We start from the raw sequence: 16,309 nt of genomic DNA, 5'->3' as shown, positions 1-16,309 counted from the left end.
TTTCTTTTAGTGCTTTTTTACGTTGTAAATATTTATGGCATCTTAGTTATTCGTTAAAAATCATCAATTTTCTAAATAGGTATCTATATTTTCGCTAGTAATGATATCTATTGGTAATAAGCTTTTGCTAGGTATTTCTTTATTAAAAAGAAAGAAATCAACTAAATAATTCAGTCCTAAATATACTTGTTTTTTAGGATTTTGATGAATCAAGAAATCTATAACGTTTTCTTTTAAATATTGAATATTCTCTTCCAATAAATCGTAGCCAATCAGTTTTACGTTATTCAAATTTTTACTTTTTATAAATTCCGCAACTTCATAAACTTTAGACGTGGTCACAAAAATAGCATCCGAAGTAAATGAATCAGAAAATATAGAATCTAAATTATTTGCTAGGTCAGATTGTTTAGAGTTATGGGTTACAATTTTATAATCAGAATTTTCTATTTCATCAAAATAATCTCTAAAACCTTTTTCTTTTTCCTGCATGTGAATAGAGTTGTTAAAATCTTCATCAACATGAATAATATCTATGGTTGCATTTTTTTTGATGATCATTTGTAATAACCCAGCAGCTATTCTTCCACTTTTAAATAAATCTTGACCAACAAAATTCTTAGTATTTTCAATTTCTAATTGGTTGTTAAATTTGCTAACAATAATATTCTTAAGTGCATATTTATTAATAATACCTACTGTTTCTTTATAAAATAAAGGCGCCAGTAAAACGGCATCCGGGGCTAATTCTAATACTTTCTTATTAACCTCTACAAAAGAATGCACATCATTAGGATGAAAAAAGAAAGGTTCTATAAAAACACCAAAAGAAGCAAACTCATTTACTGCCGCTACAATACCTTCATAACATGGCAACCAAAAAGCATCTTTAGTATAATCTGGTAAAACAACACAAATGTGGTAATCTTTGGTGTTTTTTAAACTTCTAGCAAGCAAATTAGGCTTGTAGTCTATTTCATTTAAAACAGCAGTCACCTTTTCTAAAGCTAACGCAGATACTTTGCCTCTTTTATGAATAACTCTATCTACCGTTCCTTTAGATACACCTGCTAATTCTGCAATATTTTTAATAGTATATTTCTTCATCAAAGCAAATATATACCTTTTTGTTTCAATAATTGTGTTCGAGCACATTTTATTACTATTCTCTTGGTAACACAAAATAATATCTATATTTTTGTTTCAATCAGAAACCATTGCAACTCAACAAAAACAATAATACTGACTAAATATCAACTAATTATGAGTAAAAACAACAAACCCACACTAGTTATTTTAGCAGCAGGAATGGGAAGTCGTTACGGCGGCTTAAAACAAATGGACAGTTTTACCAAAGAAGGAGATACTATTATAGACTTCTCTCTTTATGATGCAATTGAAGCTGGTTTTGGTAAAGTGGTTTTTATCATCCGAAAAACTTTCGAAAAAGATTTTAAAGCTATTTACAACACAAAGTTAGCAGGTAAAATAGCCGTAGAATATGTGTTTCAAGAATTAGAAAACGTACCCGAAAAATATAGAAATCCAGAAAGGGTAAAACCTTGGGGAACAGGCCACGCTTTATTAATGACGAAAGATATAATAAAAGAAAATTTTGCCATTATAAATGCTGACGATTTTTATAGCAGACAAGCTTTTGTTGCCATTGCAGAACAGTTAAGAAATACAGATAAAAATAGTTATGCTTTTAGTATGTTAGCTTATTCTTTAAAAAATACAATTTCAGAAAATGGTTATGTTTCTAGAGGAGAATGCACCGTTGATGAAAACGGTTTTTTAACTGATGTTACCGAAAGAGTTAGAATTGAAAAAATAGACGGAGTATTAAAAAGTGAAAACGATAACGGAGAAATGTTTCCTATTGATGAAAACACGACAGTTTCTATGAATTTCTGGGGTTTTACTCCTAAATGTTTTGAGTTTGGAGACACCTTATTTTTAGACTTCTTAGAAAAAACGAAAGAAAACTTAAAAGCAGAATTTTATTTACCAACCATTGTAAATACTATGTTGGCGTCTAAAAAAGCATCTGTAAAAGTACTAGAATCAGACTCTAAATGGTTTGGAGTTACCTATAGTGACGATAAGGAAAAAGCGCAATTAGAGATTAACAAACTGAAAGAAAACGGAGTGTATCCAACTAAATTATGGAACTAATATGAAGACAGAAACAATTATCTCTATTTTTAACGAGTTCGACCATCAATTTAATTATAAAAGTCATTCAGAATTAAATTCTGGACACATAAATGATACTTTTTTAATAAAAACAGATGGTGATACCAATTATATACTCCAAAGAATCAATCAGGTTGTTTTTAAAGATGTTCTGGGGTTGGTAAACAACAAAGTATTAACGAGCAATCATATTAGAAGCAAATATCCAAACGCATCAGACGAAGTATTAAATAAGACAGTTTTAAGTTTTATAAAAGAAAAGAATAGTAATTCTTATTATCACAAAGAAGGTGTAAATTTCTGGAATGTGATGATTTTTATTGATGATAGCGTGACCCACGAAATTGTAAAAGACGAAGAAATTGCCTACGAAGGCGGAAAACTTTTAGGAGACTTTTTAAACTTAACATCAGATTTTGACAGCAGTCAATTAATAGATGTCATTCCTAATTTTCATAATATGGCTTTTCGCTTTAAGCAGTATGCTTCTTCTATACAAAGTGCCTCTAAAAGTCGCTTAACCAAAGCAGCAGATTACATACAAATAGTGGCAGATTTAAAGGAGGAAATGCACATTCTTCAGAATTTAAAAGATGCAGGTGAAATTCCTATAAGAGTTACACATAACGATACAAAAATATCTAATTCGCTCTTTACAGAAGACAACAAAGGGATTTGTATGATAGATACAGACACCGTAATGCCAGGTATTATTTATTATGATTTTGGCGATGCTATTAGAACAATTTGTAACACAGCCGCAGAAGATGAAACAGATTTGTCTAAGGTGGAATTCAATTTAGATTATTACAAAGCATACGAGAAAGGATTTTTAGAAAAAACAAAAGATTCCTTAACAGAGGTAGAGTTAAAATATTTGCCATTAGCAGCAAAAACCATGATTTTTATAATGGCTTTGCGTTTTTTAACAGACTATTTAAACAATGATACTTACTACAAAACAACCTATGCTGATCATAATTTAGACAGAGCAAAAAATCAATTTAAATTGATAGAGAGTTTTTCCAAAAAATTATAATTAAATTCCAAAATTTGAAATCAATTAAACAACACAAACTAATTTAAATCTTATGAGCACGACTACTAAATCTCAAAACAACCTAGTCCCAATTATGATCATTGGAGGACTCTTCGCTATTTTCGGTTTTGTAACCTGGATAAACGGAGCGCTTATTCCATTCATGAAAACCATTAATGAACTTACGGAAACTCAGGCGTATTTAGTAGCTACAGCATCTTATATTTCATTTGTAGTAATGGCATTACCAGCGTCTTACATTATTTCTAAAACAGGTTATAAAAATGGTATATCATTAGGTTTAGCAATTATGGCAATTGGTGCATTGGTTTTTATACCCGCTGCCGAAGCACGTACTTATTGGATGTTTTTATTAGCTATTTTTATTCAAGGAATTGGAATGACCATTTGCCAAACTGCAGCCAACCCTTATATTACTATTTTGGGACCAATTGAAAGTGGTGCAAAACGTATGGCAATGATGGGAATTGCAAATAAAGTTGCAGGCGCTTTAGGTTCTATCATTTTTGGTGCGTTATTATTGTCTGGTATAGATGATGTAAATGAGAAAATAGGAAATGTTTCTGCTGAAGAAAAAAATGTTCTTTTAGATACCATGGCAGACAGTGTACATACACCATATATTGTAATGGCTGTTGTCTTATTCATTTTTGCTTTTCTAATTAGAAAAGCTGCATTACCTAATGTAGAGGCTACAGAAGAAGAGGCGTTAACAGACGGTGAATCTTCATCAAATAAAACCATATTTCAATATCCACATTTATGGATGGGAGTTCTAGCTTTATTTGTGTATGTTGGTGCAGAAGTTATTGCTGGAGATACCATTATTGCTTACGGAATTTCATTAGGCATACCAGCTGCAGATGCAAAATTCTTTACTACATACACCTTAATGGCAATGGTTGCCACCTACGCTTTAGGTGTCTTATTAATACCTAAATTCATACAACAAAAAACAGCGCTTGTTATTAGTGCTATTTTAGGTATTATTTTTAGTGTTCTTATAATATCTACCTCAGGGTTTACCTCTGTTTTATTTGTTGCAGCTTTAGGTATTTCTAATGCATTAGTTTGGCCAGCAATTTGGCCATTAACTTTAGATGGCTTAGGGAAACATACCAAAACAGCTTCGGCACTTTTAATTATGGCTATTTCTGGAGGGGCAATTATACCACCCTTGTATGGTAGAATTGTAGAAGCAAATAAACACGAATTAATTACCAATGGCCTACAAGAAGCAGATGCATTAGCAACTGCAGCAACGGGTAGTTATTGGATCTTAATTCCTTGTTATGCTATTGTTTTGTTATTCGCCGTATGGGGACATAAAATAAAAAGCTGGAGTAAATAATTATAAAATTCAAACCTAACAAACTACATATTATGTTAAAAAGTACTATAGACAAAGCGACAGGTTTCGAAAAAAGATTCGAAAATATTGGAACTATCGTTTATGAAGATTCTACATCAGCCTCAAAATCAATTGCACAAGAAATTGCAAATCTTATTAAGGTAAAGCAATCGCAAAGACAACCTTGTATTTTAGGTTTAGCAACAGGTTCTTCACCAAAAGGATTGTATGCAGAATTGGTAAGATTACACAAAGAAGAAGGGTTAAGTTTTAAAAACGTAGTGTCTTTTAATTTAGATGAATACTACCCAATGGAACCAGATTCTATAAATAGTTATGTGCGTTTTATGCAAGAACAATTGTTTAATCACATAGATATTTTACCAGAAAACTGTCATGTACCAGACGGAACTTTATCAAAAGCAGCTATTAGAGATTATTGTGATCAATATGAAGCAAAAATTGAAGCTTTAGGTGGTATCGATTTGCAAATTTTAGGAATTGGAGGAAATGGACATATTGGTTTTAACGAATCTGGTTCACTTCAAAATTCTAAAACAAGATTGGTTGCCTTAGACCATATTACAAGAGTAGCAGCTAGTGGAGATTTTTCTGGTTTAGAAAATACACCAAGAACTGCAATTACTTTAGGTGTTAAAAAAATAATGGAAGCTAAAAAAGTCATTTTAATGGCTTGGGGAGAAAGCAAATCTAATATTATAAAAGCTTCTGTAGAAGATGAGGTTACTAGCTTAGTACCGGCTTCTTACTTGCAAGAGCACAGAAATGCAACTTTTATTTTAGACCAAGCAGCAGCTTCTAAATTAACAAGAATCAATACGCCTTGGTTGGTAGAAAAAGTAGTTTGGACAGATACGCTTACTAGAAAAGCCGTTTTAAGTTTAGCACTTTATTTGAAGAAACCAATTTTAATGTTAACAGATGCAGATTACATAGAAAATGGAATGAGCGATTTGTTGGCAGATTCTGGACCTGCGTATGATATTAACATAAAAATATTTAACAAATTACAAAATACCATTACCGGTTGGCCAGGTGGAAAGCCAAATGCAGACGATAGTAAACGACCAGAAAGAGCAGAACCAGCTAAAAAACGTGTTTTAATTTTTAGTCCGCATCCAGATGATGATGTCATTAGTATGGGTGGTACTTTTAAGCGATTACACGAGCAAGGGCATGAAGTGCATATTGGATACCAAACCTCTGGTAATATTGCCGTTGCAGATGATGAAGCGTTACGTTTTGCTAGTTTTGTGTGTGATTATAATGACAAATTTGGAATTGATAATTCTGAAGCAAATGCAATTTACAAGAAAGCAGCAGACTTTTTAAAGAATAAAAAAGCGAGTGAAATAGATACTCCTGAAGTTAGATACATTAAAGGATTAATTAGAAAAGGAGAAGCAAGAGCAGCGAGTCACTTTATAGGTTTACCAGATAGCCAAATCCACTTTATGGAATTACCTTTCTATGAAACCGGAGCCATAAAAAAGAATCCAATTGGAGTTGGAGATGTACAAATAACCGCAGACTTGATCGAAAAAATTAAGCCGCATCAAATTTATGCAGCTGGAGATTTAGCTGATCCACACGGAACTCACAAAGTGTGTTTAGATGCCATTTTTGCAGCTGTTAGAGAGCTAAAACCTAAAAAGTTTATGAAAGACTGTTGGGTTTGGCTGTATAGAGGCGCATGGCAAGAATGGGGAATTGATGAAATAGAAATGGCGGTACCAATGGGTCCAGACCAAGTTCTAGAGAAAAGAAAAGGAATTTTTAAACATCAATCTCAAAAAGATGGTGTAGTTTTTCAAGGGGCAGATAGTAGAGAATTTTGGCAACGTGCAGAAGACAGAAATAGAGAAACTGCAGAATTATATGACCAATTAGGATTGTCTCATTACGCAGCTATGGAAGCATTTGTAAGATGGCATTATTAGAAATTCGATTACTTTAATATCAAAGTAAAAAAGAACCAAAGTATAAACCTCAACTGTAATAGTTGAGGTTTTTTTATTCAATATTCACAAGTGATAATATTTTTTTTAAAGCTAGTCAGAGCGTCTCACTAGTTCTCTAAAGAGTGAGTTTTAAAAAAGAAAGATAAAGGTATCGTGTATACACGAGCGGGACGCTCGCGATAGCGAAAAAGTTTATATCGAGAATAATCCTACACAATTAACAATAACACACAAACGCTAGTGCGAGCGTCTCGCTCGTTCTCCAAAGAGTAAGTTTTAATAAAAAAAAATAAAGATATCGTGTATACACACAGCGAAATAGAGCATCTAGCACATATAGTTATGAATAATTCAAAAAGAAAAAAAAATCAATCTGAACTGACTTAAAACCCACAAAACATCTCAATACTAACAAAATAAGTAGTAATAAAAATATCTTACCTTTTTACAACTGATATATTTTATCCATTAAAACCCACTTCTCCCCTTTTTTAGCCATTGGAAGAGCTTGCTGATACTTCCACATAAAAGCTTCCCATTCTTGTACTTTTACATTATTTTTATCAAGTTCATCTTTCTCTTCAAAAGAAAAAGAAGCATCTACTTCCATAATCATGAATAAGCGATTGTGTACATTAAAAATCTCTAGGTTTAAAATACCTGCATCAAGAATACTTTTAGTGATTTCTGGCCATATTTTTTGATGCGTTTTTTTATACTCATCAATGAGTTCATCATCATCTTTTAAATCTAAAGCGAAACAATATTTTGTCATTTTATTTATAAATCTTCATGGTTCTGGGTCCGTAAAGAGCACTAAAATAGACAAAATAAAAGGAATTAAAATCCCTTTGGAAACTACGGAATCTTTTTTGCTTCAGCCATAAATAATATTTTGTTTTTTTGAACAAAAAAAAAGCACTTTTAATAAATCTAAATTTCGATTTATTAAAAGTGCTTTATAAGATTATTCTTAAAACGATCTATCTGTATTGTGCGTACACAACTTTAGTTTGAAGATATTCTTCCATACCATGTTTACCATCTGCACCACCTAATCCAGATTTTTTCCAACCTGCGTGGAAACCTTGAATAGCTTCAAAATGCTCTCTATTAATATACGTTTCTCCGTATTGTAATTCTTCTGCAGCATGCATTACTTTGTTAAAGTTTTCTGAGAAGATAGATGATGTTAATCCAAATTCAGAATCATTTGCCAAGGCAATTGCTTCATCTAAAGTACCAAATTTCATCACTGGTAAAACAGGACCGAATACTTCTTCTTGCATAATTTGCATGTCTTGTTTTATATTAGTTAATAAAGTAGGTTGATAAAAATACCCTTTATTAAATTGTGGAGATCTAGATCCACCAACCAATACTTCTGCACCTTCTTTTTTGGCAAATTCTACCATTTCAGATACTTTATCTAATTGGTCTTTAGAAACCAAAGCACTCATATCTGGGTTGTTATCAGAAAAAGCATCTTCTACTGTTACCGCTTTCATTTTAGCAGTTACCATTTCTAAAAATTGGTCGTGAATAGATTCTTCTACATACACACGTTCTGCACAATTACAAATTTGTCCGCTATAAGTAATTCTAGAAGTAACAATTGCATTAACAGCCAATTCTAAATTAGCATCTGCACAAACAATTGCTGGTGCTTTACCACCTAACTCTAAAGAAACCTTTGTAATGTTTGCAGAGGCTGCTTCCATAACTTTTTGCCCCGCAAAAACACTACCCGTTAAACTGATAATACCCGTTGTAGGACTTTTACTTAAAGCATTTCCAACAATAGGACCAGAACCACAAACGATATTTAAAACACCTGCTGGTAATTCAATTTTTTGAATCATTTTAACCCATTCCATTATGGTATTTGGAGCAATACAACTTGGTTTAATTACACAAGTATTTCCTGTAATTAAAGATGCCGCTACTTTTCTTGCCATAACAAAAAACGGCCAGTTCCAAGGTAAAATACCTACAGCTACTCCAATAGGAGCTTTGTGTAAAAAGATATGTTCTTTACTACGGTCACTTTGTATAATTTCTCCTTCTATTCTTCTTGCGAAACCTGAATAATAATCAAAATAATCTGCAGTAACATCTATTTCTACTTGTGCCAAACCAATTACTTTTGCTTGCTCTGAAGCTAAAGTTTTGGCTAAAAATATTCTGTTTTCACGAATAACATCTGCCATTTTATTTAAATAATTGGCTCTTTGAATTGCAGGAAGAGATTTCCAAGCATGATGCGCGTTTTGAGCTGCATCTAATGCATTATTAGCATCTTCTACACTACCATGTGGTATCGTAGAAAGGACTTCTTCTGTACAAGGGTTTAAAACTTCTGTTACTTCTGATGAAGTCGATTTTACAAATTTTCCGTTAATATACTGTTCAAATTGCTGCATAAAATATTTTATTAGTTAGTGGTATTTTTAATCAAGAAGTAAGAGAAAATCTTGGTGAATTTCTGTACTTCTTTCGCCTTAGTGGTATTGGTGGTTAAAGCCAATAGGCAAACTTATAAATATATCTGATTAAAATTTTTATCCATATTACGCAATAAAATGTATAATTTAAACATAACAGTAAAATGGAAATAAAAAAAAACACCCTAACCCTTTATTTACAAGAGACAAAGACTCTCCTGTAAATAAAACCACTTATCTATTTATGTATATTTACCAGATTTATAAATTCCAGGTGTTAAACCTGTAACCAATTTAAATACCCTAGAAAAATGATATCTATCTGAAAAGCCTAAATTAAAAGCAACATCTTCTATTGTTTTATTGGTATGCTCAAACAACTCACAAGATCTTGCAATTTTTCTATTCTGAATAAAGTTGTGCAACGTAATGTGCATTTCTTCCTTAAACAAGCGTGCAAAAGAATTAGGCGCCATATTAACAATAGCTGCAATTTCTGTATTTGTTAATTTCTTACTGATATTCGCCTCAATAAAACGAATCACTTTTAAAACACGGTCATCTATATTAATTGCTTTCCAAAGTTCTGGACCAATATTGGTTAATACTTCTTTAATAAATGCCTGCAATTTTAAATTAAAGGTCAATTTAAAATCTTTGTTTTCTATTTTTAATCTTTCCGTAAGATACTCTAATCGATCTCTTAAATAATCTGTTACTTCAATTTCTATAATACCTGGATACACGTTATCGAAAGGAACCCCTAAATTAAAATGAATAAAAAAATGAATTAAAGAGGATTCTAAATAATCTTCTTCTTCATAATCACTTGTTAAATGCCTACCTGAAACATGAATACCATCATTATAAACATGCTTTTTAGAAAAACGAGAAGAGAAAGAAGTAAAAGGTGGAATTATATACAAAGTATCTGGCGTCATTTTATATACATCCTCTAAATGAATTAATTCGCCGCCTTCGTTTCTATTCCAATAAATTCGCCAAAAAGGAAAAATCATATCATGACAATCCCATAAATTTAACAACCAATACCTACAACACAACAATTTCAATTTTAAATCAATAAAATTTTGATAATTGGAAGAAGGGTCTCCTAATGCTATTTTTTTTGAAAACGTCAATAAGTGAATTGTTTAAATTAGATACAAAAATACAGATTTTGAATATTTAATTTCATCGTTTGAGTAAATATCTTTGTGATATCAAATTTACTAAATATTATGAAAACATTAAGCCTTCCATCAGAAGTAGAGATAGAATTAAAAAAAGTATCAACCGTTGCTGGTTATTTATGGCAACGTGAATGGGCAGAAAGAAATGCTGGAAACATATCAATGAACTTAACTTCATTCTTTAAAAAAGAAGAAGTACAAGGAATTGGAACAGAGGTACCTTTCGATTTTCCTAAAGAATCAGCTGGGTTTGTTATTTATATAACAGGTACAGGTTGTTATTTAAGAGATTTAGTAGACCAATTAGAAAACGTGTCTTGTATCCTTTACATTAACGAAACTGCAACAGCATATTCTATTATTTGGGGAGGAAACAGACCTAATTTTGGACCAACTTGTGAGTTAATTTCTCATGCAAGTATTCATTTATTCAATTCTATTCATCACCCAGAAAACTTAGCGGTTGTGCATACACACCCTCTTGAGTTAATCTGTATGAGTCATCATGAATTGTTTGATAATGAAGAAGAATTAAACAGACAAATTTGGATGATGTGTCCTGAGGTAAAAGTATTTGTACCTAAAGGAATTCACTGTACTCCTTACGCTTTATCTAGTACTGCAGCTTTAGCAGAAGTAACTATGGAAGCTTTTAAAACTAGAAACGTTTCTCTTTGGGAAAAACACGGAGCAACTTCTACAGCACCAGATGTTATGCAAGCTTGGGACTTTTTAGATGTGGCTAATAAAGGAGCTAAAATGTTAATGATGTGTTGGGCAGCAGGTTTTAAACCAGCAGGTTTGTCTAACGAGCAATTAACAGAATTAGAACAATTTACATAGGACTTAAAAAATTTATATATAATGAGTAGACTTATAGGTAGATTACCAAAAATAGGAATTCGCCCTGTTATAGACGGACGTGAATTAGGAGTGAGAGAATCTTTAGAGGTTCAAACGATGGATATGGCCAAAGCGGCTGCCAAATTAATTGAAGAAACATTACGTTTCCCAAGTGGAGAAAAAGTAGAATGTGTAATTGCAGATACTACTATTGGTGGTGTTGCAGATGCTGCTGCTTGTGCAGATAAATTTAAAAGAGAAGGTGTAGAAGTTTCTTTAACAGTAACGCCATGTTGGTGTTATGGTACAGAAGTTATGGATACAGACCCATTATTGCCAAAAGCAGTTTGGGGATTTAACGGAACAGAAAGACCAGGAGCGGTGTATTTAGCTGCTGCCTTAGCAGGATATTCTCAAAAAGGATTACCAGCATTTGGTATCTATGGTAAAGAAGTTCAGGACGGTGGAGATCAAACCATTCCTCAAGATGTTTCAGAAAAAATTATCCGTTTTGCAAAGGGTGCTTTAGCAGTTGCGCAAATGAAAGGAAAATCTTATTTATCTATTGGATATAGTTCTATGGGTATTGCTGGTTCTATGGTTGATGTAAACTTTTTACAAGACTATTTAGGCGTAAGAGCAGAATTTGTAGAGTCTGTTGAGCTTTTAAGACGTATAGATGAAGGTATCTTTGACCAAGAAGAATATGCAAAAGCACTAGCTTGGACCAAAGAAAACTGTATTGAAGGAGAAGACAGAAACAATCCTGAAGCACAAAAATCGCGTGAGCAAAAAGATGCTGAGTGGGAAAAAGTTGTGAAAATGACTTTAATCTGTAAAGATTTAATGAATGGAAATCCTAAATTGAAAGAGATGGGATTTGGTGAAGAGTCTAAAGGAAGAAACGCAATTATGGGTGGTTTCCAAGGACAACGTCAGTGGACAGATTACCAACCAAACGCAGATTTTACAGAGTCTATTTTAAACTCTTCTTTCGACTGGAACGGAATTCGTCAGGCATATACATTTGCAACAGAAAACGATTGTTTAAATGCAATTTCTATGTTATTTGGTCACTTATTGACGAATAAAGCACAGTTATTCTCTGATGTAAGAACATACTGGAGTCCAGAATCTGTAGAAAGAGTTACTGGTAAAAAATTAACTGGATTGGCAGAAAACGGAATTATTCACTTAATTAATTCTGGTTCTACCACTTTAGATGCAACAGCTCAACAACAAGATGCTGAAGGAAACGCAACAATGAAAGCATTCTGGGACATTACTAAAGATGATGTTCAAAGATGTTTAGATAATACAAAATGGCCACCTGCTACCGTAGAATATTTTAGAGGAGGAGGATTCTCTTCTAATTTCTTAACGAAAGCAGAAATGCCTTTAACAATGTGTAGAATTAACTTAATTAAAGGAATTGGACCGGTGTTACAAATTGTAGAAGGTTGGAGTGTTGAGTTACCAGAAGATGTACACAATGTTTTAAATGACAGAACAGATCCTACTTGGCCAACAACTTGGTTTGTACCTAGAACAACTGGTACAGGATTCTTTAAAGATGTGTATACAGTAATGGCGAAATGGGGAGCAAACCATGGTGCTATTTCTCACGGACATATTGGTGCAGATTTAATTTCATTAGCGTCTATGTTACGTATCCCTGTAAACATGCACAATGTTTCTGAAGATGATGTATTTAGACCAAGCGCATGGTCTGCTTTCGGTGAAAACTTAGAAGGTGCAGATTATAGAGCATGTGATAATTACGGACCTTTATATGGTTTCAAAGAATAATAAAACACTTTTTTAACAAGAATTGGCTCTTAATTTTTTGAATTATTTGTTAAGATGCCAATTCTTTTTTTATACTGATAAAGTTGCTTCTTTTAAAGCCTATACAATTGTTAAAAGCAAACTTTATCCTTTTTAAGCTTCAATAAAATGAAAAACGTAATCGCAGTTATAGATATTGGAAAAACGAATAAAAAGATATTTTTATTTGATGAAAAATTTGACGTTTGTTTACAAAATTCTACCAAATTCAAAGAAGTATTAGATGATGATGGTTTTCCTTGTGATGACCTAGAGTCTATAGAAAATTGGATTTTAGAACAAATAAAACAAGTTCAAAATAATCCTGATTTCCATTTAAAAGCGATTAATTTTTCTACACATGGTGCATCTCTTGTTTATTTAGACAAACAAGGAAACAGAATTGCCCCTTTATACAATTACCTAAAACCTTTAGACATTAAAAATTATGATGATTTTTATAAATCTAATGGTGGTGTAGAAGAGTTTTCTAGAACAACAGCATCTCCTTCATACGGAATGTTAAACACTGGTTTGCAAATGCAATGGATGCAAAAAGACAAACCAGAAGTATGGAAAAATGTGGAATCTATTTTACATTATCCACAGTATTTAAGCTACTTAATTACTAAAGAAATTACCGCAGATTTTACATCTGTTGGCGCACATACAGCTACCTGGAATTTCGATAAAATGGAATATCATCCTTGGTTAAAAGCTGCAAATATTAACCTGCCCGAACCTGTAAACGGAGAAAAAGCAATCTCTACAGAAATTAACGGACAGCAAGTTGCTGTTGGTTCTGGTTTGCATGACAGTTCTTCTTCTATAATTCCAATTTTAGAAAAAGAAAAAGGCAACGACTTTGTACTTCTTTCTACAGGAACTTGGATTATTGCCATGAATCCTTTTAGTACAGAAACCTTAACACAACACCAATTAACTAGTAATTGTTTGTGTTTTATGACACCTAAAAAACAACAAGTAAAATCTTCTATGCAGTTTTTAGGACGCATACATGAAGTGTACTTAGATCCATTAAGCGCATATTTTAATGTTCATGTAGATAAACATTTAAACCTTCCTTTAGATGAAAAATTATGTCAAGAATTAATTGCTGAAAATGCACAAATTTTTCTGGCAGATGGTATTGATACCAATTTTGAAGCTAATGAAGAATTATTAAAACATTTTGGTTATTATCAAACTGCTTATTATCAATTAACATTCGAAATTGCTAAAAAAGTAATTGCTGGTATTAATTTAATAACAGATAAAGACAAATCAATTAAAAACATTTATATCTCTGGCGGATTTAATAAAAATAGAATATTCATCAAATATTTAACCTTATTAAAGAAAGGCATTGTAATTAAAATTTCTGAATGTAAAAATGAAAGTGCTTTAGGTGCTGCATTAATGATGAAGTCATATTTATAACCAAAATTTGTAGTACTATAAGTACGACAAACAAGTCGATATTAACCTAATCGATTTTCAAGTAGCCAAACCTACTTACGAGGAAAAAACACCTAACAATTGATTGTTAGGTGTTTTTTTACATAGTAACATAGGCTATGTAAACTATGTGGTAAATCTTCTCTCATGCTGAATTTATCTCAGCATCCTACCAGGAATAAAACATACATTTTTGTCATTTCGATCGCAGAGAGAAATCACATAAGGACTTTCTATTTTGTGTTATCACTGTTATGAGACTTCTCCTTTCGTCGAAGTGACAAATACTTGATTTTTTAGTTCTTTTAAAACAAATTACACAAAAAAACCATCTCTAAGGAAGTCATAAAGATGGTTTTATTTTTTTAAATAAAGTATAATCTATTATATTTCCTTTATTTTTTCACCTCTTAAAGATTCATAAACTTGAATCATTTCTGCTAATTTCTCAGGATTTGTTTCTGCCAAATTCTTTTGTTGACCAACATCTTCTTTTAAATTATACAATTGAAGTTTTGGTAAAACACCCAAATCTGTATTTACTTTTTTATTAAATTCCCATCCTTTGTATGGCGGAATCATTAACCAATCTCCACTTCTTAAGGCTGTTTTAGAATTTGCTTCTATTAGTAGATGATCTCTACCTTTATCAGCATCACCTATAAAAGCGCTTAAAATATCTTTACTATCTGTCGTTTCTTCAGACGTTCCTGTTAAGTTTGCCAAAGAAGCTAATAAGTCCATCTGACAAACAATCGCATCAGAAACCGCTGGTTTAATAGTTCCTTTCCAATAGGTAATAAAAGGCACTCTTGTACCTGCTTCTAATAAACTGTATTTTCCACCTCTTAAACCTCCTTTCGGATCGTGTTTTCCTAATTTTTCTACTGCATCATCAAAATACCCATCATTTAAAACAGGGCCATTATCACTAGAAAAAACAATTAACGTATTTTCTAAAAGTCCCTCTTCTTTTAAAGTATTTATAAATTCACCAACTACCCAATCTGCTTCTAAAATTACATCTCCTCTTGGTCCCATTCCAGATTTACCTACAAAACGAGGATGTGGAGTTCTTGGTACGTGTGGTTGCTGCATCGCATAATACAAAAAGAAAGGTTGCTCTTTATGCGTTTTTACATATTCTTGTGCTTTTCCTAAAAAGTGATCTGCCATATCAATATCCGTCCATTTTGCAGCCTCACCACCTTTCATAAATCCAATTCTCGGAATTCCGTTTACAATGCTATTGTTATGTCCGTGATGCCACTTCATAGTGGTCATTTCTGGATTTGATTTTGCTGTAGGCTCACCTTCAAAATTCTTTTTGTAATCTACTTCAATAGGATCATTTTTATCCAAACCTACCACATGGCCGTTATCTATATAAACCGTTGGTACTCTATCTTGCGTAGCCGCCATAATGTAAGAGGAATCGAAACCAACTTCATTAGGACCCGGAGTTATTTTTCCGTTCCAATTAACATCCCCAGATCCTAAACCTAAATGCCATTTACCAACAATTGCAGTTTGATAGCCTTGTTTCTTTAACACTTTTGGTAATGTTTGTTGTGCAACATCAATAATTAAAGGAGCAGAACCCGCTAAAATTCTTGCATTTTTATTTCGCCAAGGATACACACCTGTTAACAACGCATATCTACTTGGTGTACACGTTGCTGAAGAAGCGTACCCATTTGTAAATTTAATTCCGCCATTTGCCAAAGCATCAATATTAGGAGTTTGAATTTCTGTTGCTCCGTAAGCACTTAAATCTCCGTAGCCTAAATCGTCTAAATAAATAACCACAATGTTTGGTTTTTTACTTGTATTTATAGATTTTTCTGCTGTTTTTTCTGATTTACAACTCGTCACTATAAAGACAGACAAGAAAAGAAATTTAAAAATGATATTTTTTAAACACATGTGATTCTATGTTGATTAGTTAATTC

The 16,309-nt window shown here is 32.4% G+C and carries 12 protein-coding genes; 7 read left to right on the top strand and 5 right to left on the bottom strand.

Annotated elements, in window-relative coordinates; translation table 11 throughout:
- Window positions 1-63: 63 nt before the first annotated feature.
- Window positions 64-1,107 carry a LacI family DNA-binding transcriptional regulator gene (locus tag WHD08_RS12350; RefSeq protein WP_208890611.1) on the bottom strand — a complete coding sequence of 348 codons (1,044 nt, stop codon included), beginning with the start codon at window positions 1,105-1,107 and terminating at the stop codon, window positions 64-66.
- Between the two features lie 156 nt (window positions 1,108-1,263).
- On the opposite strand from WHD08_RS12350, the gene WHD08_RS12345 reads away from it, so the two are divergent.
- Genes WHD08_RS12345 through nagB form a run of 4 tightly spaced genes read left to right on the top strand, consistent with a single transcriptional unit; the run spans window position 1,264 to window position 6,571 of the window.
- A complete protein-coding gene (locus tag WHD08_RS12345) occupies window positions 1,264-2,178 on the top strand; it encodes a nucleotidyltransferase family protein (RefSeq protein WP_208890612.1) in 915 nt (304 codons plus the stop codon).
- 1 nt (window position 2,179) lies between these two features.
- Window positions 2,180-3,238: a phosphotransferase enzyme family protein gene (locus tag WHD08_RS12340; RefSeq protein WP_208890613.1), complete on the top strand. Its 1,059-nt coding sequence runs from the start codon at window positions 2,180-2,182 to the stop codon at window positions 3,236-3,238.
- A gap of 52 nt (window positions 3,239-3,290) precedes the next feature.
- Window positions 3,291-4,610 (top strand): sugar MFS transporter, encoded by a 1,320-nt coding sequence (locus WHD08_RS12335; protein ID WP_208890614.1) that lies wholly within the window; start codon window positions 3,291-3,293, stop codon window positions 4,608-4,610.
- Between the two features lie 32 nt (window positions 4,611-4,642).
- Window positions 4,643-6,571 carry a glucosamine-6-phosphate deaminase gene (gene nagB, locus WHD08_RS12330; RefSeq protein WP_208890615.1) on the top strand — a complete coding sequence of 643 codons (1,929 nt, stop codon included), beginning with the start codon at window positions 4,643-4,645 and terminating at the stop codon, window positions 6,569-6,571.
- Between the two features lie 466 nt (window positions 6,572-7,037).
- Here nagB and WHD08_RS12325 read toward each other — a convergent pair whose 3' ends face one another.
- From WHD08_RS12325 to WHD08_RS12315, 3 genes are all read right to left on the bottom strand, one after another.
- Window positions 7,038-7,367, bottom strand: a complete 330-nt coding sequence (locus WHD08_RS12325) for an L-rhamnose mutarotase (protein ID WP_208890616.1) — start codon at window positions 7,365-7,367, stop codon at window positions 7,038-7,040.
- Between the two features lie 208 nt (window positions 7,368-7,575).
- Complete coding sequence (gene aldA, locus WHD08_RS12320; RefSeq protein WP_208890617.1) at window positions 7,576-9,015, bottom strand: aldehyde dehydrogenase; 1,440 nt, start codon at window positions 9,013-9,015, stop codon at window positions 7,576-7,578.
- A 263-nt stretch (window positions 9,016-9,278) separates the two neighbouring features.
- Window positions 9,279-10,178, bottom strand: coding sequence for a helix-turn-helix domain-containing protein (locus WHD08_RS12315; RefSeq protein ID WP_165731294.1), 900 nt, complete (start codon window positions 10,176-10,178; stop codon window positions 9,279-9,281).
- 99 nt (window positions 10,179-10,277) lie between these two features.
- Between WHD08_RS12315 and rhaD the strand changes: the two genes are divergently transcribed.
- From rhaD to WHD08_RS12300, 3 genes are all read left to right on the top strand, one after another.
- The gene (gene rhaD, locus WHD08_RS12310) at window positions 10,278-11,072 is read left to right on the top strand and encodes a rhamnulose-1-phosphate aldolase (RefSeq protein WP_208890618.1); all 795 of its coding nucleotides are present in this window, start codon (window positions 10,278-10,280) and stop codon (window positions 11,070-11,072) included.
- Between the two features lie 21 nt (window positions 11,073-11,093).
- Window positions 11,094-12,881: an L-fucose isomerase gene (locus tag WHD08_RS12305; protein WP_205860197.1), complete on the top strand. Its 1,788-nt coding sequence runs from the start codon at window positions 11,094-11,096 to the stop codon at window positions 12,879-12,881.
- A 147-nt stretch (window positions 12,882-13,028) separates the two neighbouring features.
- A complete protein-coding gene (locus WHD08_RS12300; RefSeq protein WP_208890619.1) occupies window positions 13,029-14,339 on the top strand; it encodes an FGGY family carbohydrate kinase in 1,311 nt (436 codons plus the stop codon).
- Window positions 14,340-14,741: 402 nt separating this feature from the next.
- Here the strand turns inward: WHD08_RS12300 and WHD08_RS12295 are convergent, their stop codons facing one another.
- Window positions 14,742-16,283, bottom strand: coding sequence for a sulfatase family protein (locus WHD08_RS12295; RefSeq protein ID WP_208890620.1), 1,542 nt, complete (start codon window positions 16,281-16,283; stop codon window positions 14,742-14,744).
- Window positions 16,284-16,309: the final 26 nt, after the last annotated feature.

Source organism: Polaribacter sejongensis (assembly GCF_038024065.1).
Classification (GTDB): domain Bacteria; phylum Bacteroidota; class Bacteroidia; order Flavobacteriales; family Flavobacteriaceae; genus Polaribacter; species Polaribacter sejongensis.
The sequence above is the reverse complement of the archived record's forward strand: the minus strand, read 5'-3'. Positions and strand labels throughout refer to the sequence as shown.

Excerpts from the sequence above, each read along its gene's own strand:
- WHD08_RS12295 (WP_208890620.1), bottom strand. The coding sequence starts at position 16,283 with ATGTGTTTAAAAAATATCATTTTTAAATTTCTTTTCTTGTCTGTCTTT.
- WHD08_RS12325 (WP_208890616.1), bottom strand. The coding sequence starts at position 7,367 with ATGACAAAATATTGTTTCGCTTTAGATTTAAAAGATGATGATGAACTC.
- WHD08_RS12340 (WP_208890613.1), top strand. The coding sequence starts at position 2,180 with ATGAAGACAGAAACAATTATCTCTATTTTTAACGAGTTCGACCATCAA.
- WHD08_RS12300 (WP_208890619.1), top strand. The coding sequence starts at position 13,029 with ATGAAAAACGTAATCGCAGTTATAGATATTGGAAAAACGAATAAAAAG.
- WHD08_RS12345 (WP_208890612.1), top strand. The coding sequence starts at position 1,264 with ATGAGTAAAAACAACAAACCCACACTAGTTATTTTAGCAGCAGGAATG.
- nagB (WP_208890615.1), top strand. The coding sequence starts at position 4,643 with ATGTTAAAAAGTACTATAGACAAAGCGACAGGTTTCGAAAAAAGATTC.
- rhaD (WP_208890618.1), top strand. The coding sequence starts at position 10,278 with ATGAAAACATTAAGCCTTCCATCAGAAGTAGAGATAGAATTAAAAAAA.
- WHD08_RS12350 (WP_208890611.1), bottom strand. The coding sequence starts at position 1,107 with ATGAAGAAATATACTATTAAAAATATTGCAGAATTAGCAGGTGTATCT.
- WHD08_RS12305 (WP_205860197.1), top strand. The coding sequence starts at position 11,094 with ATGAGTAGACTTATAGGTAGATTACCAAAAATAGGAATTCGCCCTGTT.
- aldA (WP_208890617.1), bottom strand. The coding sequence starts at position 9,015 with ATGCAGCAATTTGAACAGTATATTAACGGAAAATTTGTAAAATCGACT.
- WHD08_RS12335 (WP_208890614.1), top strand. The coding sequence starts at position 3,291 with ATGAGCACGACTACTAAATCTCAAAACAACCTAGTCCCAATTATGATC.